Annotated in this window: 28 protein-coding genes and 1 pseudogene; 20 read left to right on the top strand and 9 right to left on the bottom strand. The window is 61.4% G+C overall.

The features are described 5' to 3' along the window. The 8 genes from CHB90_RS21830 to CHB90_RS21795 form a co-directional block, all read right to left on the bottom strand. On the bottom strand, positions 1-271 hold a 271-nt coding region (locus CHB90_RS21830), incomplete at its 3' end, for a transposase (RefSeq protein WP_170941086.1). 23 nt (positions 272-294) lie between these two features. Next, on the bottom strand, positions 295-876 hold the full coding sequence (locus tag CHB90_RS21825; protein ID WP_245823334.1) for a TIM barrel protein: 582 nt from the start codon (positions 874-876) through the stop codon (positions 295-297). After that, complete coding sequence (locus tag CHB90_RS21820; protein ID WP_089279923.1) at positions 863-2,059, bottom strand: MFS transporter; 1,197 nt, start codon at positions 2,057-2,059, stop codon at positions 863-865. Before CHB90_RS21820 ends, CHB90_RS21825 begins: the two co-directional genes overlap by 14 nt. Before the next feature lie 58 nt (positions 2,060-2,117). Next, positions 2,118-3,323 carry an alpha-D-ribose 1-methylphosphonate 5-triphosphate diphosphatase gene (locus CHB90_RS21815; RefSeq protein ID WP_089279922.1) on the bottom strand — a complete coding sequence of 402 codons (1,206 nt, stop codon included), beginning with the start codon at positions 3,321-3,323 and terminating at the stop codon, positions 2,118-2,120. After that, a complete protein-coding gene (locus CHB90_RS21810) occupies positions 3,323-3,967 on the bottom strand; it encodes a class I SAM-dependent methyltransferase (protein ID WP_089279921.1) in 645 nt (214 codons plus the stop codon). Before CHB90_RS21810 ends, CHB90_RS21815 begins: the two co-directional genes overlap by 1 nt. Continuing rightward, positions 3,964-4,782, bottom strand: a complete 819-nt coding sequence (phnE, locus tag CHB90_RS21805) for a phosphonate ABC transporter, permease protein PhnE (RefSeq protein WP_089279920.1) — start codon at positions 4,780-4,782, stop codon at positions 3,964-3,966. The genes CHB90_RS21810 and phnE (CHB90_RS21805) overlap by 4 nt, the downstream gene beginning before the upstream one ends. After that, positions 4,775-5,593 carry a phosphonate ABC transporter ATP-binding protein gene (locus CHB90_RS21800; RefSeq protein ID WP_212591632.1) on the bottom strand — a complete coding sequence of 273 codons (819 nt, stop codon included), beginning with the start codon at positions 5,591-5,593 and terminating at the stop codon, positions 4,775-4,777. Before CHB90_RS21800 ends, phnE (CHB90_RS21805) begins: the two co-directional genes overlap by 8 nt. Then, a complete protein-coding gene (locus CHB90_RS21795; RefSeq protein WP_089279918.1) occupies positions 5,586-6,455 on the bottom strand; it encodes a phosphate/phosphite/phosphonate ABC transporter substrate-binding protein in 870 nt (289 codons plus the stop codon). Before CHB90_RS21795 ends, CHB90_RS21800 begins: the two co-directional genes overlap by 8 nt. 357 nt (positions 6,456-6,812) lie before the next feature. Here CHB90_RS21795 and CHB90_RS21790 point away from each other — a divergent pair, with 357 nt between their 5' ends. The 20 genes from CHB90_RS21790 (at position 6,813) to CHB90_RS21695 (ending at position 24,549) form a co-directional block, all read left to right on the top strand. Then, positions 6,813-8,177: an ABC transporter substrate-binding protein gene (locus CHB90_RS21790; RefSeq protein ID WP_170941152.1), complete on the top strand. Its 1,365-nt coding sequence runs from the start codon at positions 6,813-6,815 to the stop codon at positions 8,175-8,177. A gap of 61 nt (positions 8,178-8,238) precedes the next feature. Next, a complete protein-coding gene (locus tag CHB90_RS21785) occupies positions 8,239-9,180 on the top strand; it encodes a carbohydrate ABC transporter permease (RefSeq protein ID WP_089279916.1) in 942 nt (313 codons plus the stop codon). Continuing rightward, complete coding sequence (locus CHB90_RS21780) at positions 9,180-10,229, top strand: carbohydrate ABC transporter permease (protein WP_089279915.1); 1,050 nt, start codon at positions 9,180-9,182, stop codon at positions 10,227-10,229. The genes CHB90_RS21785 and CHB90_RS21780 overlap by 1 nt, the downstream gene beginning before the upstream one ends. Next, positions 10,229-11,263: an ABC transporter ATP-binding protein gene (locus tag CHB90_RS21775; RefSeq protein ID WP_089279914.1), complete on the top strand. Its 1,035-nt coding sequence runs from the start codon at positions 10,229-10,231 to the stop codon at positions 11,261-11,263. Before CHB90_RS21780 ends, CHB90_RS21775 begins: the two co-directional genes overlap by 1 nt. Further along, entirely contained in the window at positions 11,256-12,272 is a 1,017-nt protein-coding gene (locus CHB90_RS21770; RefSeq protein ID WP_089279913.1) for an endonuclease/exonuclease/phosphatase family protein, read from the top strand. The genes CHB90_RS21775 and CHB90_RS21770 overlap by 8 nt, the downstream gene beginning before the upstream one ends. Beyond that, positions 12,269-12,982: a glycerophosphodiester phosphodiesterase gene (locus CHB90_RS21765; RefSeq protein ID WP_089279912.1), complete on the top strand. Its 714-nt coding sequence runs from the start codon at positions 12,269-12,271 to the stop codon at positions 12,980-12,982. Before CHB90_RS21770 ends, CHB90_RS21765 begins: the two co-directional genes overlap by 4 nt. Then, positions 12,979-13,845: an endonuclease/exonuclease/phosphatase family protein gene (locus tag CHB90_RS21760; protein WP_089279911.1), complete on the top strand. Its 867-nt coding sequence runs from the start codon at positions 12,979-12,981 to the stop codon at positions 13,843-13,845. Before CHB90_RS21765 ends, CHB90_RS21760 begins: the two co-directional genes overlap by 4 nt. 80 nt (positions 13,846-13,925) lie before the next feature. Then, complete coding sequence (gene phnF / locus CHB90_RS21755) at positions 13,926-14,645, top strand: phosphonate metabolism transcriptional regulator PhnF (protein ID WP_089279910.1); 720 nt, start codon at positions 13,926-13,928, stop codon at positions 14,643-14,645. Further along, positions 14,638-15,054: a phosphonate C-P lyase system protein PhnG gene (locus CHB90_RS21750; protein WP_089279909.1), complete on the top strand. Its 417-nt coding sequence runs from the start codon at positions 14,638-14,640 to the stop codon at positions 15,052-15,054. The genes phnF and CHB90_RS21750 overlap by 8 nt, the downstream gene beginning before the upstream one ends. Next, positions 15,054-15,590 (top strand): phosphonate C-P lyase system protein PhnH, encoded by a 537-nt coding sequence (phnH, locus tag CHB90_RS21745; RefSeq protein WP_089279908.1) that lies wholly within the window; start codon positions 15,054-15,056, stop codon positions 15,588-15,590. Before CHB90_RS21750 ends, phnH begins: the two co-directional genes overlap by 1 nt. Next, complete coding sequence (locus CHB90_RS21740) at positions 15,590-16,639, top strand: carbon-phosphorus lyase complex subunit PhnI (protein WP_089279907.1); 1,050 nt, start codon at positions 15,590-15,592, stop codon at positions 16,637-16,639. Before phnH ends, CHB90_RS21740 begins: the two co-directional genes overlap by 1 nt. Next, entirely contained in the window at positions 16,636-17,550 is a 915-nt protein-coding gene (locus tag CHB90_RS21735; RefSeq protein WP_089279906.1) for an alpha-D-ribose 1-methylphosphonate 5-phosphate C-P-lyase PhnJ, read from the top strand. Before CHB90_RS21740 ends, CHB90_RS21735 begins: the two co-directional genes overlap by 4 nt. Then, entirely contained in the window at positions 17,547-18,344 is a 798-nt protein-coding gene (locus CHB90_RS21730; RefSeq protein ID WP_089279905.1) for an ATP-binding cassette domain-containing protein, read from the top strand. Before CHB90_RS21735 ends, CHB90_RS21730 begins: the two co-directional genes overlap by 4 nt. Next, positions 18,341-19,060: a phosphonate C-P lyase system protein PhnL gene (locus tag CHB90_RS21725; protein WP_089279904.1), complete on the top strand. Its 720-nt coding sequence runs from the start codon at positions 18,341-18,343 to the stop codon at positions 19,058-19,060. The genes CHB90_RS21730 and CHB90_RS21725 overlap by 4 nt, the downstream gene beginning before the upstream one ends. Then, entirely contained in the window at positions 19,047-20,246 is a 1,200-nt protein-coding gene (locus CHB90_RS21720; protein ID WP_089279903.1) for an alpha-D-ribose 1-methylphosphonate 5-triphosphate diphosphatase, read from the top strand. Before CHB90_RS21725 ends, CHB90_RS21720 begins: the two co-directional genes overlap by 14 nt. A gap of 54 nt (positions 20,247-20,300) precedes the next feature. Continuing rightward, a complete protein-coding gene (phnC, locus tag CHB90_RS21715; protein WP_089279902.1) occupies positions 20,301-21,119 on the top strand; it encodes a phosphonate ABC transporter ATP-binding protein in 819 nt (272 codons plus the stop codon). 41 nt (positions 21,120-21,160) lie between these two features. Next, positions 21,161-22,069, top strand: a complete 909-nt coding sequence (gene phnD, locus CHB90_RS21710; RefSeq protein ID WP_089279901.1) for a phosphonate ABC transporter substrate-binding protein — start codon at positions 21,161-21,163, stop codon at positions 22,067-22,069. Between the two features lie 61 nt (positions 22,070-22,130). Further along, positions 22,131-23,066 (top strand): phosphonate ABC transporter, permease protein PhnE, encoded by a 936-nt coding sequence (phnE, locus tag CHB90_RS21705; RefSeq protein ID WP_089279924.1) that lies wholly within the window; start codon positions 22,131-22,133, stop codon positions 23,064-23,066. Further along, complete coding sequence (gene phnE, locus CHB90_RS21700; RefSeq protein WP_089279900.1) at positions 23,063-23,926, top strand: phosphonate ABC transporter, permease protein PhnE; 864 nt, start codon at positions 23,063-23,065, stop codon at positions 23,924-23,926. The genes phnE (CHB90_RS21705) and phnE (CHB90_RS21700) overlap by 4 nt, the downstream gene beginning before the upstream one ends. Further along, positions 23,923-24,549: a DapH/DapD/GlmU-related protein gene (locus tag CHB90_RS21695; RefSeq protein WP_089279899.1), complete on the top strand. Its 627-nt coding sequence runs from the start codon at positions 23,923-23,925 to the stop codon at positions 24,547-24,549. The genes phnE (CHB90_RS21700) and CHB90_RS21695 overlap by 4 nt, the downstream gene beginning before the upstream one ends. A gap of 374 nt (positions 24,550-24,923) precedes the next feature. Here the strand turns inward: CHB90_RS21695 and istB are convergent. Continuing rightward, positions 24,924-25,129, bottom strand: a pseudogene (gene istB, locus CHB90_RS21690) (IS21-like element ISPkr1 family helper ATPase IstB); the annotation flags it as partial.

Below are 25,129 nucleotides of genomic sequence, written 5' to 3'. Positions count from 1 at the left end.
GCACCGCCCAGTCGAGGCCGACCAGGCTCAGTAGGCTTTCAACGAACCCGGTCGTCTGCCGGAGCGCCATGCCGAAAAGGACTTTCATCGTCAGGCATGCCTGGATCGCGGCGTCGCTATAGAGCGGCTGCCGGCCTCGCTTGCCGGTCGGCGGTGGCACCCAGACCATGTCCGGGTCGAACCAGATCGTCAGGGAGCCGCGCTGCTTCAGCGCTTCGTTGTAGGCCGGCCAGTTCTTGGTCTTGTAGCTCGGCGGGATCGGTCTGCTCATGCAGGACAGCTACCACGCTGGATTCACGAGATGAATCCCTCAACCAGCCTTTGCGCAACAAAGCCTGTGTCGATGGACAGCGCGATAGCGTCAGAGCCAAAACCATCCACCATGGCGCGGCGGGTTTCCGGCCGCGCGTCCTGAATGTTCTCGATCACCAGCGTCACACCCAATCCTTCGGCCTTGCGCACCACCGGGTCGAGGACCTCATGAATACGGGCGCGCTTTGTTTTGGCATAGTTGGGAAAGCTGAAGATATTGTTTTGATACCAGGCTGTGTAGGGGGAATGCAGCACCATCTGGCGTGCGCCGATCCGGTCCGCCGCCTCAAGCGCCTTGAGGAACCGCGCGGTGATGATCGGGCGCAGTTCGGCATCCTTATTGTCGATATCCAGCCCTTCATAGGGGCCGTGAATGCCAAGCCGTCCGGTGTGTCCCTCAAGGCCCGCTTTGGCTGCAGCGATCCTGTCCTCGAACTCTGTGCTCAGAGCTGCGTCGGTCATGAAGTCCTGCACCTCGATATCGCGGGCCGCATCGAACAGCCAATCGCGATGGTGCGCGATCTCAGAGGTTTTCAGGCAGGCACCGATCTTAAGCGGGGTCATGTGCTGGGTTCCTTGGGTCGGGAATGAACATATAAGTGGCAATCGCACAACAAAGGCACAATGCCATGACAGCAAAGGACCACCAGCCGCCAAAGGTCTGCGTGGCCAAGGCAAAGGCAAAGGGCGCCGAGGCGTTGACCCCCATCTGGACGAAAGAAATCCAGCCCAGCCGCGCGCCATAGCCTTTTGCGCCAAACAGCGCGAGGGGCAGGGTGCCTTGGGCAATGGTCTTGATCCCATCCCCCATGCCGTACAGGGCGGCGGCCAGAATGACACCCGGCAGCGTAAAACCGAGGGACAGCAAGACGACAAAGCCCGCCAGCATCAACACCATACTCAGCGCATAGGTCACCAGCGGATACATGTTGCGGCTGACCAGCATCTCAAAGAACCGGCCCACCGTCTTGAAGGGGCCAATCACCGCGCCTGCAAGGGCGGCCATCGCCGCCGTGTGACCCAGATCCTGAACATTGGTCACCCAAAGCGTCATCACAGCCCCCGTCAGGTAGCCCGAGAAGATGAAGGAAACCACCATCCACAGCATCCCGCGCTTGCGGGCAGGCCCCGTCAGTTCGGGCCAATGGGGCGCGTTTGCTTGTTTGGCGGAGCCGGGGTGGCGTTCGGGGCCGCGCAGCACCGCGAAGTGGATCGGTGTGCTGATCAGCAGCGCGCTGAGCCCAACGATGACCCATGTGACCTCCCAGCCAAAGCGATTGAACAGGGTAAGGGTCAGCGGCCAGAAAATGGTCGAGGCCACCCCGCCAAACAGCGTGATGACCGAGATCGAGCGTTGCGGCGGCAGGCCGAGATCCAGCCGCGCCACGCTGGCAAAAGCCACGTTATAAAGCACGAACATGCCCGCGCCTTCGGCCAGCAGGATCGCGAAAAACAGGCTGACCGGCCCTTCGACCAATCCCATGGCCATCAAGGCAAGACCAGCCACCACAGAGCCTGCGGTCATGACCCAGCGTCCGCCAAAACGGTCCACCAGCCTGCCCGCAACGGGCGAGACCATGCCGCCAAAGAACAGGCCCAGCGACAGGATGCCAAAGACCTCCGACAGGGACAGCCCAAGGTCTTTTGCCATTTCCGGCAGTAGCACGGCATAGGCATACATCAAAGTGCCATAGCCCATGACCTGAGTGATCCCCAGCCCGACGGCCGGCAGATAATCTCGGTTCAAGGGCGGCAGTCCCGCGCCATGGGGCCGTGGCGCAGGTTTGTACTCAAGGCTCTGTGCATCATCCCGCAGGCAACCCACGATAGGCACAGCGCCCCGCAACCCATGTTCCCTGAATGGCCGGAACAGAGCCTTCGGGCCAATCGACAAGAACAAGGTCGGCGCGCTTGCCCGCCGCGATCGTGCCCCTGTCGTCCAGTTGCATCGCACGCGCAGGCCCGGTTGAGACCAGCGACCACAGCGCAAGCCGATCCGCGCGCTGCTCGTGGTCCAGTTTGGCGATAGCGGCCAGCATGGCCGGATAGAAGTAATCCGAGGCAAGTGCGTCGCACAGGCCCGCCTCGACCATGTCGCCCGCCCCAAGCGAGCCGATATGGCTGCCACCACGCGCGGCATTCGGCGCGCCAAAGATGATCGGATCGCCGCCTGCGCGGGCGGCTTGTGCCGCCTCCATCACCATCGGGAACTCTGCGACACGGGCCCCCAGATCGCGGAACCATGCGCGAGTCTCGGCGCGCGTGTCGTCATGGCTCAGCATGGGCGCCCCGGCGCGCCGGGCCATGTCAGCCACCTGTTTGATCGCATCGGGCACCGCGTCGCGCCGGTCCCATATCTTGCCCAAAAGCGCGATATAGTCCGCTTCGCCAAGCCCCGCGCGCTGCGCCTTCGAGGCGGTGCGTTTCTTCATGCGGTCGTCATCAAGGGCGGCAATCGAGAAATCGGGCGATAGTTCGAACGCCCGGTCCTGAATGGCCACGTCATAGGCCCGCATCGTCATAGAGGTGTGATCGTTGAAGGCAACGGAGGGCAGAAGCGGCCCGTCAAGCGCCCATGTGATCACGTCCAACGCCTCGAAGGCAAAGGTCTCCCACCGCAGTTGTACCCGGTTTTCCACGGTCAGACGGGGGGCCAGATCGCGCATCGCCTGCATCAGATCGCGCGCGCGCGCCACATCGCGCAGGCCCGGCTCCCATCCCAATGTGATGGCGTGATAGGCGGTCGCGATGCCGTTGGCCGCGAGTTGGCGGTCGGTGTCAATCACTGCCGTTTGCGTCGGAAAGAACACGCCGGGGCGTGGCATCAACTGCCGCTCGAACGCATCGCCATGCACGTCGATCAGGGCAGGGGCAAGGATCAGACCGTGCGCGTCAATCACTTCCCCCTGCACAGGCCCGCCGATCTCGGCGATCTGTCCGTTGGCGACGGTTACAGTTGTTTCGGCGATTTCGCCGGGCAGGTAGACCCGCGCGCCTTCAAAGGTGAACATCAAAGCTTTTCCAGTGTCAGATGCCAATGCCATGAGCCGGGTTTTTCGTGTTCGCGGTCTTGTAGCCTTGCACATTCAAACCCTGAAAACAGCGCCAAAAGCTCTTCCGCAGAGCAGAAATAATGTGGGTGGACCTTATCGGTGCCCGGCGCGTCAAAGACCCAGGCGTTGCGACTGATTTCCCGACCCGGATATGTTGCCCGTTCATGGGGCAGGCGGCGCTTGGACAGCATGGTGCCCAAATAGCTGCCGCCCGGTTTCAAGACCCGCCGGATCTCGGCAATCGTGCGCAAAAGGATGTCTTCATCACCGTGATAGATCACGTTCCAACCGAGCACATGGTCAAAGCTGTGGTCCTCAAAGGGCAGCTTGTCCATACGTGCCAGAATGGTGTCAACGCCGCCCGCTTTGTCGATCTCGGCCAAACCCTCGGGGGCGGCATCCAGTGCGGTCACGGCAAAGCCCTGTGCCGCAAGCCAGAGGGCATGACGCCCCACACCCGCACCCAGATCGAGGATCCGCGATCCCGGCGCAAAGGCTGCCGCCCAGGATTTTACGTCCGCCTCGGGTGTCAGCCACTTGCTGCCCGCTTCGATCCCGGCCCATTGGTCATTCCAATGCTGGTCCGCTGTATCTGTCTTCAACGCTGTTCTCCGATAATTCTGGTGCGGGCCCATCCGCTGACGGCTTCGATGGCGATCACGACGACGGCAATCATCAGGATCACGGTCATCGCGGTGGGATAGTCGAACAGATCAAAACCGACCTTCAGTTCAATGCCAATACCACCCGCGCCCACAAGGCCAAGGATGGTCGAAGATCGTACCGCCTTTTCCAGCGCATAAAGCGATGTCGAGACAAAAGCGGGCATCGCGCCGGGGATCGTGGCACAGGCCACCACATCGATCTTGCGCGCGCCTGTGGCGGTTAGGCTTTCGGCCGGGCCTTTGTCAGTGGCTTCCATATCGTCGGCAAAGAACCGTCCGCAAAAGCCAACGGTGTCGATCGCGATGGCAAGCATCCCGGCAAAGGGGCCAAGCCCCACAGCCACCACAAACACAAGCGCCCATGCGATATCGGGCACCGCCCGGATAAAGCCAAGAATGGTGCGCACCGTGTGATTGACCCAAGGTCCGGCGATCAGTCCGCGCGCCGCCAGCAGCGCCACCGGCACCGACAGGATCACGCCAATGACAGCACCTGCGACGGCAATCTGCAAGGTCTCGACCATTTTCCAGCCAAGCCGGGCCAAGACTTGCGGCTCCAGATTTGGGGGAAAGGCGCGGGTGGCAAAATCGGCAAAGCGGGGCGGAGAGCTTGCCACTTTTTCCAAAGAAAACCCGGCCCCTGCCAGACACCAGAAGATAATGACAAGGCCAAAGACATAGCCCAGAAAGGCGATGGCTGAGGGTCGCTCAAAGCGGGCCAGTGAAAACCGGGTGGGGGCGATATCAGTCATAAAGACCTCTGAGATCAGCAGCGCTGAGTGACACCGCCGTTGCATCAAGCCGCAAGCGCCCCTGCGCAAGGCCCAGCACCCGGTCGCCGTATCTCAGCGCATGTTCGATGTTGTGCGAGGTAAAGACCACAGAGACGCCTTCGTCGCGCACAAGGCGGAAAAACAACTCCATAACGTCTTCGCCCGCGCTTGGGTCGAGAGAGGCGCAGGGCTCATCTGCAAACAGAACCGATGGCGTGCCCACGATTGCGCGCGCGATGGCCACGCGCTGTGACTGCCCGCCCGATAGTCGATCCGCGCGCCTATTGGCAAAATCCGCAAGGCCGACCCGTTCGAGGGCAGACATGGCAGCGACGCGTGAGGCGTGCGGGGCCAGCGAATGGCTCCAGTGGCGCAGACCCGGATGCTTGCCCAAAAGCCCATGCACCACGTTGGACAGGACCGACAGACGCGGCACCAGATTGTGTTTCTGAGAGACCAGACCGACCTGCGCCCGGAGCGCGCGCAATTGACGTCCCGTGGCCGCGTTGGTCTGCTGTCCCAACAAGTGCACGCTGCCGCTTGAGGCAGGGATCAGCCCCATCAGACAGCGCAGCAACGTCGACTTGCCCGTGCCGTTGGCCCCGACCAAAGCCACCGCCTCGCCGCGCGCCAGACGAAAGCTGACATCGGCAAATACAGGCTTCTCGCCAAAGCGTTTGGCCAAGTCACGCGCCTCGATATCAATAGGCGAAACCGGGGCAAAATTTGCCCCGGCCTGCCTTGGCGGCGCGGCTTGCGCCGCGCGATCTGTCACGATCAGATCACTCACCGATGAACGTATCGAACTGAGGGTAGCCCGCGTTCGAATACATCGAACGGACATAGTCGTAGGCGCTGTCCTCGATCGCGACGAGGTCCATGCCGATATATTTGTCGTTCTCTTCATGGGCGGTGATACCGGCGATGATCTGCGCCTTGTTTGCAAGGATTGCGTCTCTGACCATTTCTGCGGCCTCGGTCGGAACATGGGCGCCGACCATGATCATGTCATTGGGCAGGTCGCCCGAGCGTGCGATCATCTTGAAAAAGCCGTAGGGCAGATCGGTTTCCTTGTTGCGCACACTAAGCCAGGATCCGGCGTTCGAGCCCAGTGCATCCACATCGCCGTTCTTCAGCGCCTCATGTGCGATATTGCGCGAGGTATGCGTCTTCTCGATATCGTTGACCGGGTCGACGCCGTGATCGGCCAGAACCTGCATCGGGCACAGCATATTCGAAGTGGACCCGATGTCGCCAAACGCGACCTTCTTACCCTTGAGATCGCCGGGCACGTTGATGCCGCTGTCGGCACGCACGATGATGGCGCAGTGATAGTCGGGCCGACCCAGACCGATCAGCGGTGTGGCGTTGGTCAGTTTGTTGATCACCACATATTCCGCCGGGCCAGAGACGACGAAATCCACCGTTTTGCCGCGCAGCGCTTCGGCAGCGGCGGTGCGGGAATTTACGGCATAGAATTCGAATGTATCCCCTGTGGCCGCTTCCAGAGCGTCCTTGAACGGACCCCATTCAAGCTGTAGACGCTCCATGCCTTCAACGTCCGTGACGGCGAGTTTCCAGTTCTCCGCCGCTGCTGAGAAAGCAGAGATGGCGGCAAGGCTTACGCCCAGAAGTAAGGATTTGAGTTTCATTGCACCCTCCAGATTGAGTCGTCCGAATGAATGCCGACAGCGCGTATCGCCAAAGCTACAGTTTCGTGAAACCTTTGTGACGCGCATGATGTCGGAGTGCCCGATCCATGCAGGTCTGGCAGGTGGATTTGCGCCGGTGTGCGGATCAAAAGACAGGGCGAGTTCAGTATCGGTTTCGCGCCGCAAGGGGTGGGGCAAATAAGCCCAGCGACTGACTGCCCAGCGACTGACTGCCCAGCAACTGACTGCCCAGCGACGCGTTGTGTGGCTTTGGGAAAAAATTCATCCCAATGACATGGGAGCGTTACACAAACAGCCGACCTCGGGGGCATGTTCCGGTTTATCTTGGGGGATTCCATGAAACGCACTCTTTCCGCCGTCGCCGCGGTGCTGATGACCAGCACGGCCTTCACCGCTCTTTCCTTTACCGCTCCGGCTTTTGCCGAGACGGTCACCATTGATCTGTGGTCGCGCGCCGACCGTTCTGGCCCGTTGCGGGCGGGCAATATCGTCTCTGCCGCAGAGCAGTTGAACCGCGTCTTTGCCGCCGCAGGGTCTGACACGCGGGTCGGGATCAACCTGATCGAAACCAACGCCGCTGGCTTTGACGCCGACGCGCTGGATCTGCTCAAGGCCCATTCGGTGGGCGAAACGCCCGATATCGCGATTGCAGCGCATGAATGGATCGGATCCTTTGTCGAGGCCGGTTTTGCAGCCAATCTCGAAGAGCATATCACCGCAAACGCTGCGATGTATGCCGATATGATCCCAGAGCTTTGGACATCGGTGATGTACAAGGGCGAACGCTATGGCATCCCGCAGGACAGCGAAATCCGGATGTTCTTTGTCAACAACGACATCCTGCGTGCGGCTGGCTATGATCAGGCCTATATCGACGCTCTGCCGGGCAAGGTTGAAACGGGCGAGTTCACCATGTTCGACTGGTGTGATCTGGCCGCTGACACGGTGACCAAGGGCGCGGCGAAAATCGGCTGGGTGCATCGTCCGAACGTGGGCCCCGATTTCCAGATGGCCATGGCCAGCTTTGGCATCGACATCTACAACGACGACGAGGCCAAGCTACAGATCACCAAACAGGGTCTGACGGACTATTACGGCTGGCTGAAATACTGTGTCGACAACGGCTCGCTGCCCGCTGACATGACCACCTATAGCTGGGACAGCACCCATGCGGCCTTTCGCGGGGGCGATGCGATGGGCAAGTTCCACGGGATCTGGAACGTTGGCGCGCAGATGGACTCCTTTGGCCTGAGCAACGAAAAAGAGTATTTCGACAAGCTGACATGGATCCATGCCCCTGCCGGTAAAAAGGGTGGTGCACCCAAGAACCTCAGCCACCCGGTCGTCTATGTGGTCGGTGACACAGAGAACAAGGATCTGGCCGCCCTGCTGGTCGCCATGGCGTCCCAGCATGTGCCAAACACCGCCCATGCGGTTGGCACGAACCACACGCCGATCATGTATGGTCAGACTGCCATGCCCGAGTTCATCGAAAAGGGCTGGGCCCTGATCGCAGGTACGCCGATGCTGAAATATGCAGAATTCATGCCCAACCACGCCAAGATCGGCCAATACAATGCCATCACCTATACCGGCATTCAGGCGGTCGAAACTGGCGAGATGAGCCCGCAAGAGGCGGCAGAGATGGTCATCGAAGAGCTTGAGATCGAGCTTGGCGATGATGTGATCATCCTCGACTGATGTACTGGACAGTTTGCACAAAGGATGGACCGGGTGGCGCGCTGCCCGGTCCACTGCCCTGATGACCCCCTCAAACACCCGTCAAGCCACCAATGCGCTGCTCTTTCTGGGGCCTGCCTGTCTGTTTCTGGTCTGCCTGCTGCTGATCCCGATCATCGTCGATCTGGTCGTGGCCTTTACCGATATGAGCCAGACCGTGCGCGTTGGTGAATTCACCACGGACCAATTCGGCAAGCTGGTCAAGGCAAACCCCGAGGCCCTGCTGGGGTTCGAACTGCGCGGGTCGTTCTATCGCGCGCTCAGCCTGTCTGCGGTCTATGTGGTTTGCACTCTGGCGATCTTTAACGTGACCTTTGCGCTGATTTTGGCGCTGACGACCACGGCGCTGCCCGACTGGTTGGGCGGGCTGTACCGCGCGATCTGGCTGATGCCGCGCATGGCGCCGTCGGTGGTCTATGGCCTGCTGTGGCTGTGGGTGGTGGACCCGACGGATCGCGGGCTGTTGAACCAGATCTTGCTGGCGTTCGGTCTGGACCCGATCAACATGAAGCTGGACGCGCCCGTGACGCTGATCGTCTTTGCCAATGGTTTTATCGGGGCCTCGCTGGGGATGCTGATCCTGACGTCTTCGATCCGTTCGATCCCGCAGCATCTGTTCTACGCCGCGCGCGCCGACGGGGCAGGTAGCCTTAGCATCACGCGCCACATCGTGCTGCCCGCGCTGCGCTGGCCGCTGAGCTATATCACCGTGTTTCAATCGCTGTCCCTGCTGGTCAGCTTTGAGTATATTTTCCTGATCATGGGCCCTGCGCGGTCCACCATGACCATGTCGATGCTGGCCTATACCAAGACGCTGGCCCCCGGCATCGGCTCTGGTCAATACGCTTATGGTGCCGCGATCACGCTGATCCTGATCGGGATCGGCATGGTGTCGGCGCTGCTGCTGTACCGGCTGACCAATATGAAAAGGCTGCTGACGCGCCCCCGGATCGAGGTGCAGTGATGGCGCAGATCGACTGGGATCAACTGGCCGCGCAGTCGCGCCGCCACCGATTGATCAAGAACTCCTGCCTGATCCTGTTTCTGACGCTCGTGTCGGTGCCGGTGATCCTGCCCTTTTTCTGGGTGGTGGTGATCTCTTTTTCGGCCCGCACAGGCGGGGTCGAGTCCGCGATCCTCTGGCGGGCCTGCGCTGTGCTTGTTCCGGCGGTTCTGGCCTATGGCGTGGCGCATCTGACCTTGCCGCGCATAGCGCACCGCCTTTTGGCGGGGGCTGGCATTCTGGGGCTGACCGCACTGGGCCTCTGGCTAAGTGTCGGGGCAGAGTTGCATCTGAACAACTACCGCTTTCTGATCAACGCCAACCTGATCGAGGATATTCGCGGCGCGGGCACCGTGGGCGGGCAGTTTCCATGGGTCTGGACGGCCTTTGGCAACTCTTTGCTGGTGGCGCTTTGTTCAACCGTGATGAAGGTCACCGTCGCGACTTTGGCGGGGTATTACATCTCGCGCTTTCAGTTTCGCGGGCGCAATGGGTTCCTGCAAGGGCTGCTGATCATCGAGGTGTTTCACCCCTGGATGCTGACCATCCCGATCTTTCTGGTGATCTACTGGGTGGGCCTGTTGAACACCCTCGCAGGGCCGATCCTTGTGCTGACCGCCATCGGCCTGCCGTTCTTTATCTTCATCATGAAGGGCTTTTTTGACGCCGTACCATGGGACATCGAGATGTCGGCCATGGCCGACGGGGCGACGCGCAGGCAGGCGTTCCACATGGTCGTGCTGCCACAGGTGCGCCCCGGTCTGATCGCGGTGGGCGTGCTGGGGTTCATCACCGGGTGGGAGGAATATGTCTTTGTCACCGCCCTGCGCACCGGGAACAGCTATTGGGTGATGTCCACCTATCTGTATTATGTGGCCGAGGATGTGATGGGGGTCGACTATGGCCTCGTAGCGGCGGTGTCGGTGTTTTACATGCTCCCCTCGCTGGTCCTGTACCTTGCCTGCCAACGCTATCTGACACAAATGAAACTGGGGGGCATCAAGGGCTGATGGCTGAGGTAGAGCTGCGCAATCTGCGCAAAGACTGGGACACGGCCACCGCGGTGGACGATGTGTCGATCAAAATCGAAAATGGCGAGTTTCTGGCGATCCTCGGCCCCTCGGGCTGCGGCAAGTCGACGACTCTGTTCATGCTGGCGGGGGTCTATCTGCCCACATCCGGCGATATAATGTTCGACGGCGCGCGCGTGAACGATGTCGAGGCGCGTTTGCGCAATGTGGGCATCGTGTTTCAATCCTATGCACTTTATCCCAATATGTCGGTGCTGCAAAACATCCTGTTCCCAACGCGGTTCCAGAAAACAGATGACGCGCAGGCCCGCGCGCATGAGATGGCGGAACTTGTCCAGATCACCGATCTGTTGGGCCGCCGTCCGTCGGAGTTGTCTGGCGGTCAACAACAGCGCGTGGCATTGGCGCGCGCCCTGATCAAACGCCCGAACCTTCTGTTGCTGGACGAGCCTCTGTCGAACCTCGACGCCACCCTGCGCCTGTCCATGCGCGCCGAGATCCGCCGCATCACCCGCGAATTGGGCGTGACCACGATCCTTGTCACGCACGACCAGCTAGAGGCCACCACTATGGCCGACCGCGTGATGTGCATGAACAAGGGCCGGATAGAGCAGGTGGGCAGTGCCGCCGATCTGTACCTGCGCCCCGATACACTGTTTGTGGCGGGGTTCATCGGTTCGCCCCCGATCAACCTGATCCCCCCGGACCGCGACGTTCTAAGCCTGCCGGACCGCTGCCACACCCTTGGCCTGCGCCCAGAGGCCCTGCGCGTGTCCGAAGTCGGGATGCCCGCCACAGTCCTCAGCGTTGAACCGATGGGCCGCGAGGCGATGATGACGGTGGACACGCCCTTGGGCGATCTGCGCTTTATCGAGGCGACGGCCCAGCCGAAGTATCGCCCCCGCGATCTGCTGCGCCTGACATTTGACAATGCCGACACCATTCTGTTCGACGCAAAGGGCCAGCGTATCCCCGAGGCCCATGCAACCCTGAAGGAAACTGCCTATGCGTGACCCGATCCGCGCCACGACGCCCCGCATGGGGCCACCGACCCAAGAGCAACGTGATATAGCGGCCAATGGCGCGCGCTCTGCGGGCGAACATGCGACCCTTTTGGCAAGCTGGGACTGTCTGACCAGCATCGAAATCGTCCAGCCTCCGATGGCTGACCTGCCCCCACACGTGACGGTGGCGGCATGGAACATCGAACGCTGCAAACGGATCTCTGAAAGCGCCGATCTGTTGCGCCAAAGCGAGGCGGATATCGTGCTTGCGACGGAAATGGATTGGGGCATGGCGCGTTCCGGCCAGCACCACACCACCCGCGATTTGGCGCAGGAAATGGGCTTTGGCTATGCGTTCGGTGTTGAGTTTGTCGAGCTTGGCACGGGCGATTCCTATGAGACCGGGCAGTTTGGCGATGTCCCCAATGATCACGGGTTGCACGGCAATGCCATTCTGTCGCGCTACCCGTTCGAGACCCCGCGCCTTTTGCCGCTGGACGACTCTGGGGCTTGGTTCATCGGCACGCCCAAGAACGACGGGCAGTTCCGCATTGGCGGGCGCATGGCGATGGCCGTGCAGATCAAGGGCGTGACCTTTGTCGCGGTCCATTATGAAAGCGAAAGCGATGCGATGGGGCGCGCGGTGCAGACGCGCCGCTTGCTGGACTTGATCGATGCAGAGTATGGCAATGGGCCTTGTGTCATCGGGGGCGATCTGAACACAGCTGCCTTTGCACAGACGCGCAAGAGCGGCGCAGAGACCCTGCAAGACCCGGCAAAGATTGAGCCAAGTTTTGAGGGTTTCGCCAAGGCGGGCTTCACCTGGACCAGCAGCAACCAGCCCGGCATCACCACCCGCGCCGCCCCCGGCAAGCCGGTGCGCTATCCGCTGCAAAAGCTGGACTGGCTGTTTGTGCGCGGGTGTGTCGCCTCTGACCCTGCGATCCTCCCGGCGATCTGTGATTGTGGGGATTACCTTTCAGATCATGAACTTATCACCACAAAGGTCACCCTATGACGCCGCAGCTCGTCTGCCATCGCGGGGCAAGCCTTTGGGCCCCGGAAAACACCTTTGCCGCTGCCAACACGGCGCTTGAGATGGGCGGGCATGTGATCGAACTGGATGTGCGCGAAAGCGTCGATGGCGTTTTGTATGTCCTGCATGACCGCACGGTCGATCGCACCACAGACGGCACCGGATTGATCGAACACATGACCTCTGCGCAGGTCGATGCGCTGGATGCGGGTCGATGGTTTGCGCCAGAGTTTGAGGGCCAGCGCATCCCGCGCTTTGACGTCTATATGGACCATCTCAAGGCCCGTGGCGCGGGGGCCTATGTGGAAATCAAATGGTGCACGCCTGCCAGCGCGGCGGCCATCCTGCGCGAGACGGGGATGATGGAGCACGCCTTTTGTTTTTCCTTCAAGCCCGAGATGCGGGCCGGGATGCGCGCCGCCGCCCCCGATCTGCGCCAGATGATCACCCTGTCCATTGCCCGCAATATGGGTGTGGCGCGTGCCCTGCACGGCGCGGACCTGATCGAACTTCAGGGCCCAGAGATCTGCGCGCCCGTGGTCGCAGCCGCCCGTGCGACAGGGCTGGCGGTGATGGCCTATAGCGAAAGCGATGACGCGGCGGTGTTTCGCAATATGTGCAGCCTCGGCGTTGATTACATCAACCATGACCACCTCGATATCAGCCTGAAGGTGCTGGAGGACATTCAATGAAATGCGTGACTTATAACATCCAATACGGGCTGGGGCAGGACGGCAGCTATAACCTGCCGCGCATCGCCGCCGAGGTCGCAGAGGCCGACATCATCGCCCTGCAAGAGGTGGATCGCTATTGGGCGCGCTCTGGCATGGTCGACAGCCCCGCAGTTCTGGCCGAACATCTGCCGCGCCATCATTGGGTTTACGGTGCCAACCTCGACATGGATGCCAGCCTTGACGACGGCACGCGGATCATCGCGCGGCGCAAGCAATTTGGCACCATGATCCTGTCGCGCTGGCCGATCCTGTCTTCGCGCAATCACCTGCTGCCGAAATGGGGCGACCGTCAGTTTCACTCGATCCAGCAGGGCATGCTAGAGGCCGTGATTGGCACCCCGCTTGGGCCGCTCCGCGTCTATTCGGCCCATCTCAGCCATCTGTGCGTGGCCACGCGGATGCCGCAGGTGGACCGGATCAAACAGATCCTCGCCGCTGCGCCGTCAGAGGGTGGCGCGTGGTGCGGTGGCCATCCAGAGCCTGCCGCCGGGTGGACCGAAGAGGCAGAACCGCCGATGCCCCGCGATGTGATTCTGATGGGTGACATGAATTTCACCGCGCAAATGCCAGAATATGACGCCCTTATCGGCCCCGTCGCGCCGCGCTATGGCCGTCTGACGAACCGCGATGGTCTGTTGGATGCCTGGGTTCTGGCCGGTCATCCCGAGGCCGAGGGCAAGACCCTTGCCGACACGCCCGCGCGGATTGATCATTGCTTTGTCTCGGCTGGCCTTGCGGATCGCGTGGCGGGCGTCTGGGTGGATGACACCGCCATCGGATCGGATCATTTGCCTGTCTGGACAGCATTTTCCGCGTCTTAGGCGACAGCAAAGCCCCTGATGTCATACTCCGGTGATCTTTGGCGCGTATCCGAAATTCATCCGAATGAATTCGAGGCCCCATGAGCAGCATAACCTGGACATCCATCCGTGACGCCTTGTCAGACGACATCGCGCGCGGCGATTTGCAACCCGGCGACAGGATCCCGACAGAGCCGGAGTTGGCCGAACGTTTTGGCATGGGCCGCCATTCCGTGCGCCGGGCCATTGGCGAGTTGGCCAAGCAGGGCAAGCTGAGCGTTGAGCAGGGACGCGGTACGTTTGTGGGCGCGCCGCAGATGCTGCACTACGAATTGGGCAAACGCACCCGGTTGCGCAGCAGTCTGGACGGCAAGGATGTTGATATCTCACGCGCTTTGCTAAGTGCCAAGATCACCGTTGCCCCGGACCGCGTGCGCGCGGCGCTGCGGCTGGACAGGGGCGCGCAGGTTGCCCATGCGCGCCGGATCACCAGCGCCAATGAGGTGCCCATCGCCTTTGGGTCAGCCTTTCACGGGGTCGACCGCTTTCCCGCGTTTCTGGAACGGCGCGCGGTCTTTGGCTCTGTCACCCAGACTTATCGCTCTTACGGGATTGACGATTACATCCGGCTAGAGACGACGTTGCATTCACGGCAGGCCCGCCCGGATGAGGCGCGGATGTTGCGCCAGCACCCCGATCTGTCCGTGACGGTGATCCGCGCGGTGGATGCTTTGCCCGATGGCACGCCGATTTCCATGTCAGAGGTGATCTGGGCTGCCTCGCGTGTGAAATTCACCATTGTGAGTGATGCTTATGATTGATCATGGACAGATGTTGTCGGTTTTGGCGCGGGCAGATGCCGCGCGGCTCAAGACCTTTGCAGAGACATTGATCGCCGATCTGGGCGAGATCGAGGTTCGGCATAGCCGCACCGGGCTGGTGATGCTGCCAATGCGCGATACGGCTGGGGGGACGGCCTTTCATCTGGGTGAAGTGCTGATGAGCGAGGCGCATATCAGCGCAGGCGCGGTCGAAGGATACGGGATGCGCCGGGGACGCGATCTGGAGGCGGCGATGGCGATGGCGCTGGTGGATCTGGCCGTGGCCAAAGGCGTGGCGCTGGCGGAATGTCACAGCTTTTGCGCGCAAGAGGCGGCGTCACAGGCCCGCGAAGATCACGACAACCTGCGCCGGATCGAGGCGACCCGTGTGGATATGGAGACTTTCTGATGCTCAGCCCCCCGCTGCCCGATGCGGCCGAAACCCGCGCCAATGCCACGTTTGATGCGATCCTCTGGGCGCTGTCCCGCCCCGGCCTGCCGCGCGCCTTGCCCGAGGCGGGCGAGGGCGTGCTGATAGAGGCCCTGCTGGACCGCGAATGTCAGGTCTATGCGGGTGATCCTTTGTTGATCCCTTTGATCGGGCAAACCGGCGCACGGCTGGTTGATATCGCGCGGGCCGATCACGTGTTTTTGGGCAGGCTGACGGATCTGTCACTTCTGGGGCATTGCGCTGTCGGCTCTGACCTTTACCCGGATGACGGCGCGACCGTGGTGCTGCGCGCCAGCCTTGGCAGCGGCGACAGTTTGCGCCTGACCGGGCCGGGGGTGAACGGCGCGGTCGAGGTTCAAATCGGTGGACTGCCGGGCGGTTTCTGGCACAGGCGGGCCGAACTGCTGCGCTATCCCATGGGCTTTGATCTGCTGGTGCTGGACGGCGACCGGATCATCGGCCTGCCACGCTCTACCAGCATAGAGGTGCTCTGATGGCCTATGTTGCAACCCGTGGCGGGGAACGCGCGATTGAACAATCCGAACGGCTGTTCCGCGAGGCGATGGGCCCGATTGAGGCCGCTCGCGTGGCCGAAATCCGCGCCGCAATGCCCTATCTGATCGACCGGGTGATGGGCGAGGCCTCGCTTTATGACGAAGATCTTGCCGCGCTGGCCCTCGCGCAGACGGGGGGCGAGTTATACGAGGCTGTTCTGCTGCTGCGCGCATGGCGCACGACACAGCCGCGCCTTGGTGTGGCCGCCGCCGTCGAGCAAGGCGATCTGTTCACGCATCGCCGGATTTCAGCGGCCTTCAAGGATATTCCCGGCGGGCAGGTTTTGGGACCGACGCTGGACTATTCGCACCGGGTTCTGGAAACGGATGTGCTGGCGGGCAAGCCCTTTGATCCGCCCAAAGTGGACCCGGCGGACAATCCCGCCCCGGCCTTTCAGCCCTCTGTCAGCGCATGGCAGGCAGCCAATGATCTGGTCGATCTGCCCAAGCCAGACACAACCAAGGGCGAGGCGATCCCGGATGTGACCCGCGAGCCGCTGTTGTTCCCGTCCAAGCGAGCGCATACGCTGCAAAGCCTTGCCCGTGCGGAAACCGGCAGCGTTCTGGCCTTGGGCTATGCGGCGATGCGCGGCTATGGGCAGGCGCATCCGACGGTCAATGAACTGCGTCTGGCCGAGGCAGAGGTCATGGTCACACACCCAAGTGGCACTGCGTTTTCCGCAGGTCGGGTAAAGGTGTCTCAGGCCGAGGTCGTGTCGAAACAGGGCGAAACGCTGGGGCTTGGCTTTGCCGCGACCTTTGGCTGGAACGAGGTCAAGTGCATCGCCGCCGCCACGCTTGACCTGAACGCCAAGGGCGCGCCCAAGGGCTCGGCCACTGAAGAAGAGTTCTTTCTCTATCACACCGAAGGCGTCGAGGCGTCGGGCTTTTGCATCCACTTCAAGCTGCCGCATTACGTCACCTTCCAATCCTCATTGGATGCGATGCGGGATGCGCGCGCCAAACCCGTCAAGGAACCCGCCGAATGACCCTAGCCAGCCTGACAAAACCATGGGCCCCGATGAGTTACGGTTTCCTGGATGCATCGGCCAAGCGCGAGCTGCGGCGCAAGATGATCAAGGCGGTCTGCGTGCCGGGATGCCAGATGCCCTACGCCAGCCGCGAGGTGCCCATGGCGCGCGGTTGGGGGACGGGGGGCTTGCAAGTCTCGCTGACGCTGATCCATCCACAGATGCGCGTCAAGGTGATCGATCAGGGGGCCGATGACAGTGTCAACGCCGCCTCGATCCGCCGCTTTCTGGCGCGGGTGTCCGGCGCGCCTGCGACGCTGGACACGCTAGAGGCCGATCTGATCCAGTCGCGCCACCGCATCCCCGAGGAAATCCTGCGCGAGGATCAGGTGTTGGTCTTGCAAGTGCCCAACCCCGAACCGCTGCGCTCTGTGCAGCCAAACATGTCTATCGCGCGCCAGATGCATGGCGATGCGGATTACGGGCGCATGTGGTTGCAGCTTTACGAACAAATCGTGCGCTCTGGCCGGGTGATGCAGGGGGCCAGCTATCCCTCGATGGTCAATGGCCGCCATGTGATGACGCCCTCACCCATCCCGCGCTGGGACGTGCCCAAGCTGCATATGGCGCAGCACCTGACGATCCTGTCGGCGGGGCGCGAGAAACGCATCTTTGCCGTGCCACCCTATACTCGGGTTGAACCGCTGGTGTTCGACGATGTGCCCTACAGGGTAGAGGAACACGGCGGGCTGACCTGCTATCGTTCCGGGGCAAAGGGGTTTTTCATGAATGAAATCCCGCAGGGCGACGGCAGTTCGGCCTATGAGGTCTCTGACAGTGAATATGGCGTCAAGGCGATCCGCACGCGCGACGGCGAGGCCATAGAGACGGGCGAGACTTGGTACAAGAACGGGGAGATGCCGCAATGACACTGACGCTGGACGCGCCCCGCATCGTCAAGACCGCGCCGCTGGTGCAAATCCGTGGTGTGAATAAATCCTACGGCTCTGTTGTGGCCCTGCGCGATGTGGCCGCCACGGTCTATCCCGGTGAAGTCCTTGGGATCGTGGGCGAAAGCGGATCGGGCAAGTCGACGCTGCTGCGGATGATGAACCTGGAGGAAACGCCGGACGCGGGCAGCTATACGCTGGACCTGCCCGATCTGGACGGGAACCTGTTTGATCTGGACCGCTTTGCGCGTCGGATGCTCTGCGCGACCCGGATCGGGATCGTTTATCAGAACCCGCATCTGGGGCTTTTGATGAGACACTCCAGTTCCGGCAATGTGGCCGAACGGTTGCTGGTCGCGGGCGAGCGGCGCTTTGCCGTGCTGCGCGAAAAGGCGCGCGAGGCTTTGGCGGCATCGGAATTTCCGCTGGAACGTCTGGACGCGCCGCCGATTGAACTGTCGGGCGGGATGCAGCAGCGCGTGCAACTGGCCAAGGCCATCGCCTTGGAACCGGCGTTGTTGCTGCTGGACGAGCCGACAACGGGGCTGGATGTCTCTGTGCAGGCTTTGGTTCTGGACACGCTTAAGCGCCTGCAACGGGATCGGCACATCACGATGGTGATCGTCAGCCACGACCTTGGCGTGATCCGCACGCTGGCCGACCGGGTGATGGTCATGCGGCGCGGCGAAGTGGTCGAGGTGGGTCTGGCAGATCAGATCTTTCAGGACCCGCAACATCCCTATACGCAACAATTGGTGCACGCAAAACTATGACCCCCGTTCTGGATATTCGCGGCCTGAGCAAAGGCTTTACCATGCATCATCTGGGGCAGGGTTTTGCCGCCTTCTCGGATATCTCCTTTGCGGTAAATGCGGGCGAATTTGTGCTGCTGAAGGGGGCCAATGGCGCGGGTAAATCCACGCTGCTGCGCACATTGTACCGCAGTTATCTGCCGCAAGCGGGGCAGGTTCTGTTCCAATCCGCCCATGGCCCTATTGATCTGGCCCGCGCGGCGGATATCGACATCACCTATCTGCGCCAGACAGAGATCGGCTTTGTCACGCAGTTCCTTGTGGCGCGCCCGCGCGTCAGTGCCGAAGCGCTGGTGGCCGAACCGCTGCGCCTCGCCGGAATGGCAGAACCAGAGGCGCTGGACACTGCGCGCCACTGGTTGCAGACCTTTGGCGTCAAGGATACCCTCTGGCCTGCGTATCCCACGACCTTTTCGGGGGGCGAGCAGCAAAAGGTGAACCTCGCCCGCGCGCTGATCCGCCCGCACAAGCTGTTACTGCTGGATGAACCCACGGCGTCGCTGGATGCCAACGCCCGCGCTGCGCTGGTACGGCGTCTGGCAGATCTCAAGGCGCAAGGCACGGCGATGATCGGCGTGTTTCATCATCCCGGCGATGTGGAACATCTGATTGATCGCGTGATAGACCTGACCCCCAATGCCCCGCTGCAAGAGGAGCGCCAAGATGTGGCTGTCTGACTTTACCCTGATCCTGCCTGACCGGGTGCTGCCCCACGGCTCTCTGCGCATCGAGGATGGGCGGATTGCCGAGATCGTCGAAGGCCCGGTTGCGGGCGGCGTGGCTGGAAACGGGGCAGAGATTTTTCCCGGCTTCATCGACATGCATGGCGATATGATCGAGGTCGAACTGGAACCGCGCGCGCGCGTCGATTTCCCGATGGATGTCGCGCTGAACCATCTGGACATGCGTCTGGCGTCCTCTGGCGTGACCACGGCCTATGCGGGCGTGTCCTTTTCGCGCGGGGTGCGCGACGGCGAGCGGCGCTCTTTCGAGCATACCAGCCGGGTGATCCGCGAGATGCACGCGGCGCGTCAGACCACCCGCGTAGATCATCGCATTCACGCGCGCTTTGACATCACGTTCGACAATGCGGTGGGGGTCTTGGGTGATCTGCTGGCCGAAAACCGCGTCGATCTGGTGTCCCTGATGGATCACACGCCGGGGCAGGGGCAATATCGCAACCTTGAGATCCATATCAAGAACAAGGCCGCCCATCACGGGGTGTCTGAAACGCAAGCCCGCCAGATGGTCGCCACCGCATTGGCCGAACGCTGCCGCCCGCAAGAAGAGTTGCTGTTCAATATGCAGACCGTGTCGCAGATGTGCCGCGACCACGGCGTGCCGATGGCCAGCCATGATGACGACACGCAGGACAAGGCCAATCTGATGGCCGATCTGGGTGTGGTCATCGCCGAGTTTCCCGTAACGATGGAGGCCGCCGCCGCCTGTGCCAAACGCGGGCTGATGATCGCGATGGGCGCGCCAAACGCCATGCGCGGGCAAAGCTATTCGGGCAATCTGTCGGCGCGCGATGCCCATGCGGCGGGGCTGCTGCATATTCTGGCGGCGGATTACCACCCGGCCACGATCCTGCCTGCGATTCGCGATCTGGCGACGCGCGATCCCATGGGTCTGGCAGGGGCGGCGCGTCTGGCGACGGCGAACCCGGCCAAAGCTTTGGGGTTGGGCGACCGTGGCACGCTGGACATCGGCAAACGTGCTGATCTTGCACTGGTTTCCGGCAACCGGGTTCTGGCGTCGCTGAGCGGTGGCGCGGTCATCTTTTCCAACGGCTGTCTTTCCTTGCACCCGATGACCTCGACACAACGCGAAACTGTCAAGGAAGTGTTACCGACAGGTTAAATCCCTGTTACGCTATCTGGCTAGTCTGACGGGGAAACATCCGGATGACCTGCCATGACCTCTGTCTTAACGCTTCGTTCCGTCTCTCGCCACTTCGGGGATACCCGCGCGGTTGACGACGTCAACCTGTCGATCGAGGCGGGTCAATTCGTTGGTGTGATTGGCCGCTCTGGCGCGGGCAAGTCCACCATGTTGCGGCTTATCAACCGTCTCATTGACCCCACGACGGGGTCGATTTCCTTTGAGGGGGTCGAGGTGACAGCCCTCAAGGGGCGCGCGCTGCGCGACTGGCGGCGGTCCTGCGCGATGATCTTTCAGCAGTTCAACCTTGTGGACCGTCTTGACGTGTTGACCAATGTCCTGATCGGGCGGCTGGCAGAACATGGCTTTCTCAGTTCGATGACCATGCGCTTTAGCGATGCAGAGCGCACCATGGCGATCGAGGCGCTGGACCGTCTTGATCTGGTGCCGCAAGCGCTGCAACGGGCGGGCACCCTGTCGGGCGGTCAGCAGCAGCGCGTCGCCATTGCAAAAGCGCTGGTGCAGAACCCCAAGATCATGCTGGCGGATGAACCCATCGCCTCGCTTGATCCGGCCAACGCCACGCTGGTGATGGACGGGCTGCGCGCCATCAACAAGGACCATGGCATCACCGTTCTGGTGAACCTGCACACGCTGGACACCGCACGCGCCTATTGCGACCGGATCATCGCGATGCGGCAGGGGCGCGTGTTCTTTGACGGCACTGCCGCGCAACTGACCGACGACGTGGTGCGCGACATCTACGGCACCGAGGGTCTGCGCGAATTCAACGCCGCCGTGACCTCGACCCAAACCATCACCGGACAACCCACCACGTCGATATCGGCGTGACACAGCACATTCTATCGCCAAACCAACCGAGGAGATATCCTATGCGTTTACTGACTACCACGATGCTGGTCGCCCTGACGGCCACAGGCGCTTTTGCGGACGACAGCTGGAAGCAAGACTATCAAGTCGTCAAGTTCGGCATTCTGTCGGGCGAAAACGAAAAAGACCGGATCGCAAGCTATACACCCTTTGAAGCCTATCTGGAGCGTGAGTTGGGGGTCGATGTAGAGATCTTCACCGCCGGCAACTATGACGGCGTGATCCAGGCCATCGCAGCCGACCAGATCGAGTTTGCCTTCTTCGGCTCGTCCTCTTATGCGGCCGCCTACACAGAGACCAACGGCGGCGTAAAGCCTTTGGTCAGCCGTCTGCAAAACGATGGGTCCACCGGCTATTACTCGATCATCGTGACCCGCTGTGACAGCCGTTTGACCGATCTGGCCGCGCTGGAAGGCAAGGTCTTGGCCTTTGCTGATCCGGATTCAACCTCTGGCTACGCCGTGCCCTATTTCAACCTGTCCAAGCTGGTCGACCCCAAGACCTATTTCGAGGCGATCCCCTTTTCGGGCAGCCACGAGGCAGGCGTTCAGGCCGTCGTGAACGGCACGTTCGACGCAGCCGCCACCTATCAGACCAATGAAACCAGTGGCATCCCGCAGCGTATGGTCACCAAGGGCATGATCGCAGAGGGCGAGATTTGCCCGATCTGGCAGAGCCCTGAAATCACCTCTGGTCCTCTGGCTGCGCGCACGAACCTGCCCGAGGGTCTGATCGACGCGATGAAAACCGCCGTGATGGAGATCCCGATGAAGGACCCAGAGGCGTTCAAGGCAATGTCCGGTGGCGCAGATTCGACCCAGAAGGGCTGGATCGAAGTTGATCACGAGCGCTATCAGTGGATCGTCGATATGCGCGACTGGCTGAAAAAAGAGCGTCGCAAGACCGGCTAAATCCTTTTTGAACGGCGGCCCGCCAACGCGGGTCGCCGTTTTCCTTTTTCCGGGGACTTTGATGACACTTGCACAGACCAGCGACGCGCGCGCCTATGCGCCACCCATCGCGGTGTTCGAACAGGATTATGCCGCCCTGCGTCGTCGTGCGCGCATCACATGGGCCGTGGGGTCGTTTATTTTCCTCGTGCTTTTTGCGCTGTCGTCCTGGCTGGGCGATTTTTTCAAGATCACCCAGGTTTCCCTTGCGGATGGATCGCGCGAATGGCGCTGGATCATTCCGGCGGGGATTCCGCGCTTGGGCGAATATGTCGCCAAGACCGTGCCAGACCTGAACTGGGCGACGTTGGGCGCGGATCTGGCGGATTGGTTCTGGCGCTGGAAAATCTGGCTGAACCTGCTGGTCGAGACCGTCCTGATCGCCTTTATGGCGACCGTGTTCGGCGTTGTCGGGGGGTTCCTGCTGTCCTTTCCCGCCGCGCGCAACCTTGCCCCAAACAGGTGGGTTCTCTGGCTCAGCCGCCGCGTTCTGGAAATCGCGCGCACCGTGCCGGATCTCGTCTGGGCGCTGATCTTTGTGTTTTGCTTTTCCGTCGGGCCAATGGCGGGCGTGCTGGCCATCGGGCTGCATTCGGCGGGATCGCTGGGCAAGCTTTATTCCGAGGTCAATGAAAACATCGATATGCGTCCGCTTGAGGGCGTCAAGGCGGCGGGTGGCACATGGTTTGACCAGATCCGCTATGGCGCGGTGCCGCAAGTCTTGCCCAATATCATCAGCTACACCCTGCTGCGCTTTGAGATCAACGTTCGGTCCTCGTCGATCATCGGATATGTCGGCGCGGGCGGGTTGGGGCAGGAATTTCGCGAGGCGATGTCCTTGCAGGAATATACGGACCTCTCGGCGCTGTTTGTCATCATCTTCGTGACGGTCATTGTCATCGACTATGGATCCGAAAAGCTGCGCCACCGCGTCATCGGACTGGAAAGAACCCCATGAACTCTGCCCCCTTGAACACGCGCATCGCCGCTGCCCAAGCGCGCGTGCCGCTGGCCTTTCGCACGCCTTTGCCACAGCGCGCGCGCAAGATCGCCCTCTGGACCCTGTTCATCGGGCTGTTCTGCTGGTGTCTTTATGATTTCAACTTTGCGCCGGGGCGGATCATTGACGGGATCGGGCGTCTGGGGCGGGTGCTTGGCTTTATGTTTCCGCCCCATATCTGGACCACATGGGAGGCTTGGGCCGAGGTCCTTGAAGGGCTCGGAGAGACCTTGTCTATGGCCTTTCTGGGAACAGTGCTGGGCGCGATCCTTGCCTTTCCTCTGTCCTTTCTGGGCGCAAAAAATATCAACCGCGTCTTTTGGCTGCGGCAGGGCACGCGCCGGGTCTATGACGTGATCCGGGCGTTCGAAACCCTGATCCTCGCGCTGATCTTTATCCGCGCCTTTGGTCTTGGGCCGCTCGCCGGGATCCTTGCCATCGCCGTCAGCGAGATCGGCACCTTTGCAAAACTCTTTTCCGAGGCGCTGGAAAACACATCCAACAAGCCGGTCGAGGGGGTCGTTGCCTCTGGCGGGTCGCGCCTGCAAACGATCCGCTATGCGGTGATGCCGCAGGTGCTGCCCGTGCATCTGTCGGTGCTGCTCTATAATTTTGAATCCAACGTCCGCTCTGGCACGATCCTAGGGATTGTCGGGGCTGGGGGCATTGGCTTTTTGCTGTCCGACCGGATCAGCGCCTATAAATGGGACGAGGCTTGGACGATCATCTTTATGATCATCGCGATGGTCTATGTCATCGACTGGCTGTCAGGGCGGGTGCGCACGCGGCTGATCGGCAAAGAGGAGCTTGCGAAATGAGCGGGGCGGGATCACACACGCGTCTGTCCGAGGCGCCGACACTTCACCCAGAGGCGCAGGTGGAGGATTGCACGCTTGGTGTCTGGACCGAAGTGGGCAAGGGCACGATGATGAAATCGTCGAGCATGGGCGATTATTCCTATATCACCCAGCATTGCCACGTGGTCTGGACGACGATCGGCAAGTTCTGCTCGATCGCGAATGAAACCCGGATCAACCCCGGCAACCATCCCACATGGCGCGCGGTGCAGCATCATTCGGTCTACCGCGCCGAGGCCTATGGGCTGGGCGAGGACGACCACGATTTTTTCGAGTGGCGCAAGGCGGATTGGGTGACCATCGGCCATGACGTCTGGATCGGGCATGGTGTCACGGTGATGGCGGGCGTGACCATCGGCACGGGCGCGGTGATCGGGGCAGGGGCCGTGGTCACCCGCGACGTTGCACCCTACACGGTCGTCGGCGGCGTGCCTGCGCGGTTCATCAAACGCCGATTCACCGAGGCACAGGCCGAGGCCTTGATGAAGATCGCCGTCTGGGACTGGCCGCGCGAGAGGTATCAGGCCGCCCTGCCAGACATCCGCACGCTGGATATCGACGGCTTCATCGAGAAATACAGCTGATCTGTTTGAACTCGCTTGCAGGTCAGGCTGTGCGGTCTGCCCCCCTGCCGCCGCGTTTGCCGCATCCGCCTGTCTGGGGCATTGTCTAAAGCTGCAAAAAAGGCTGCTCTCCTCAGGTTAGACCGTTTCAGCATGCGTTTTCGCGAAGACGCGGGACGCGTTAAGGAACATGTCTACAAGGTCATTGCGTTCGGTTGCGAGGGTAAAGACGACTTCGTCGACGGGCGTGGCCATGTCCGGCACTGTCAATCGGCACGCAATCCTGACCCCCTATCGGCGCCCAAAAATGACCCCCTTATTTTGCGCAGGGGTAGCTGGCCCGATGCGGTGTAGCCATCACACAGCGCAGCCGCGTCGGGCCAGCGGGGCCTGGGTTACTCCCTGGTCTTGAAGCGCCAGCTCTCGTTGCCGGTTTCGACGATGTCGCAGTGGTGGGTAAGGCGATCAAGTAGCGCTGTCGTCATCTTGGCGTCTCCGAAGACCGATGGCCATTCACCGAAGTCGAGGTTGGTCGTCACGATGATGGACGTGCGCTCGTAGAGACGACTGACGAGGTGGAACAGCAGCTGGCCGCCGGTCT

The organism is Antarctobacter heliothermus (genome assembly GCF_900188425.1).
GTDB classification, from domain to species: domain Bacteria; phylum Pseudomonadota; class Alphaproteobacteria; order Rhodobacterales; family Rhodobacteraceae; genus Antarctobacter; species Antarctobacter heliothermus.
This window is presented reverse-complemented; position numbering and strand designations above follow the sequence as displayed.

Coding starts and splice junctions, on each gene's coding strand:
- CHB90_RS21825 (WP_245823334.1), bottom strand. CDS start 876: ATGACCCCGCTTAAGATCGGTGCCTGCCTGAAAACCTCTGAGATCGCG.
- CHB90_RS21815 (WP_089279922.1), bottom strand. CDS start 3,323: ATGTTCACCTTTGAAGGCGCGCGGGTCTACCTGCCCGGCGAAATCGCC.
- phnE (WP_089279920.1), bottom strand. CDS start 4,782: ATGACTGATATCGCCCCCACCCGGTTTTCACTGGCCCGCTTTGAGCGA.
- CHB90_RS21795 (WP_089279918.1), bottom strand. CDS start 6,455: ATGAAACTCAAATCCTTACTTCTGGGCGTAAGCCTTGCCGCCATCTCT.
- CHB90_RS21790 (WP_170941152.1), top strand. CDS start 6,813: ATGAAACGCACTCTTTCCGCCGTCGCCGCGGTGCTGATGACCAGCACG.
- CHB90_RS21785 (WP_089279916.1), top strand. CDS start 8,239: ATGACCCCCTCAAACACCCGTCAAGCCACCAATGCGCTGCTCTTTCTG.
- CHB90_RS21780 (WP_089279915.1), top strand. CDS start 9,180: ATGGCGCAGATCGACTGGGATCAACTGGCCGCGCAGTCGCGCCGCCAC.
- CHB90_RS21775 (WP_089279914.1), top strand. CDS start 10,229: ATGGCTGAGGTAGAGCTGCGCAATCTGCGCAAAGACTGGGACACGGCC.
- CHB90_RS21770 (WP_089279913.1), top strand. CDS start 11,256: ATGCGTGACCCGATCCGCGCCACGACGCCCCGCATGGGGCCACCGACC.
- CHB90_RS21765 (WP_089279912.1), top strand. CDS start 12,269: ATGACGCCGCAGCTCGTCTGCCATCGCGGGGCAAGCCTTTGGGCCCCG.
- CHB90_RS21760 (WP_089279911.1), top strand. CDS start 12,979: ATGAAATGCGTGACTTATAACATCCAATACGGGCTGGGGCAGGACGGC.
- phnF (WP_089279910.1), top strand. CDS start 13,926: ATGAGCAGCATAACCTGGACATCCATCCGTGACGCCTTGTCAGACGAC.
- CHB90_RS21750 (WP_089279909.1), top strand. CDS start 14,638: ATGATTGATCATGGACAGATGTTGTCGGTTTTGGCGCGGGCAGATGCC.
- phnH (WP_089279908.1), top strand. CDS start 15,054: ATGCTCAGCCCCCCGCTGCCCGATGCGGCCGAAACCCGCGCCAATGCC.
- CHB90_RS21740 (WP_089279907.1), top strand. CDS start 15,590: ATGGCCTATGTTGCAACCCGTGGCGGGGAACGCGCGATTGAACAATCC.
- CHB90_RS21735 (WP_089279906.1), top strand. CDS start 16,636: ATGACCCTAGCCAGCCTGACAAAACCATGGGCCCCGATGAGTTACGGT.
- CHB90_RS21730 (WP_089279905.1), top strand. CDS start 17,547: ATGACACTGACGCTGGACGCGCCCCGCATCGTCAAGACCGCGCCGCTG.
- CHB90_RS21725 (WP_089279904.1), top strand. CDS start 18,341: ATGACCCCCGTTCTGGATATTCGCGGCCTGAGCAAAGGCTTTACCATG.
- CHB90_RS21720 (WP_089279903.1), top strand. CDS start 19,047: ATGTGGCTGTCTGACTTTACCCTGATCCTGCCTGACCGGGTGCTGCCC.
- phnC (WP_089279902.1), top strand. CDS start 20,301: ATGACCTCTGTCTTAACGCTTCGTTCCGTCTCTCGCCACTTCGGGGAT.
- phnD (WP_089279901.1), top strand. CDS start 21,161: ATGCGTTTACTGACTACCACGATGCTGGTCGCCCTGACGGCCACAGGC.
- phnE (WP_089279924.1), top strand. CDS start 22,131: ATGACACTTGCACAGACCAGCGACGCGCGCGCCTATGCGCCACCCATC.
- phnE (WP_089279900.1), top strand. CDS start 23,063: ATGAACTCTGCCCCCTTGAACACGCGCATCGCCGCTGCCCAAGCGCGC.
- CHB90_RS21695 (WP_089279899.1), top strand. CDS start 23,923: ATGAGCGGGGCGGGATCACACACGCGTCTGTCCGAGGCGCCGACACTT.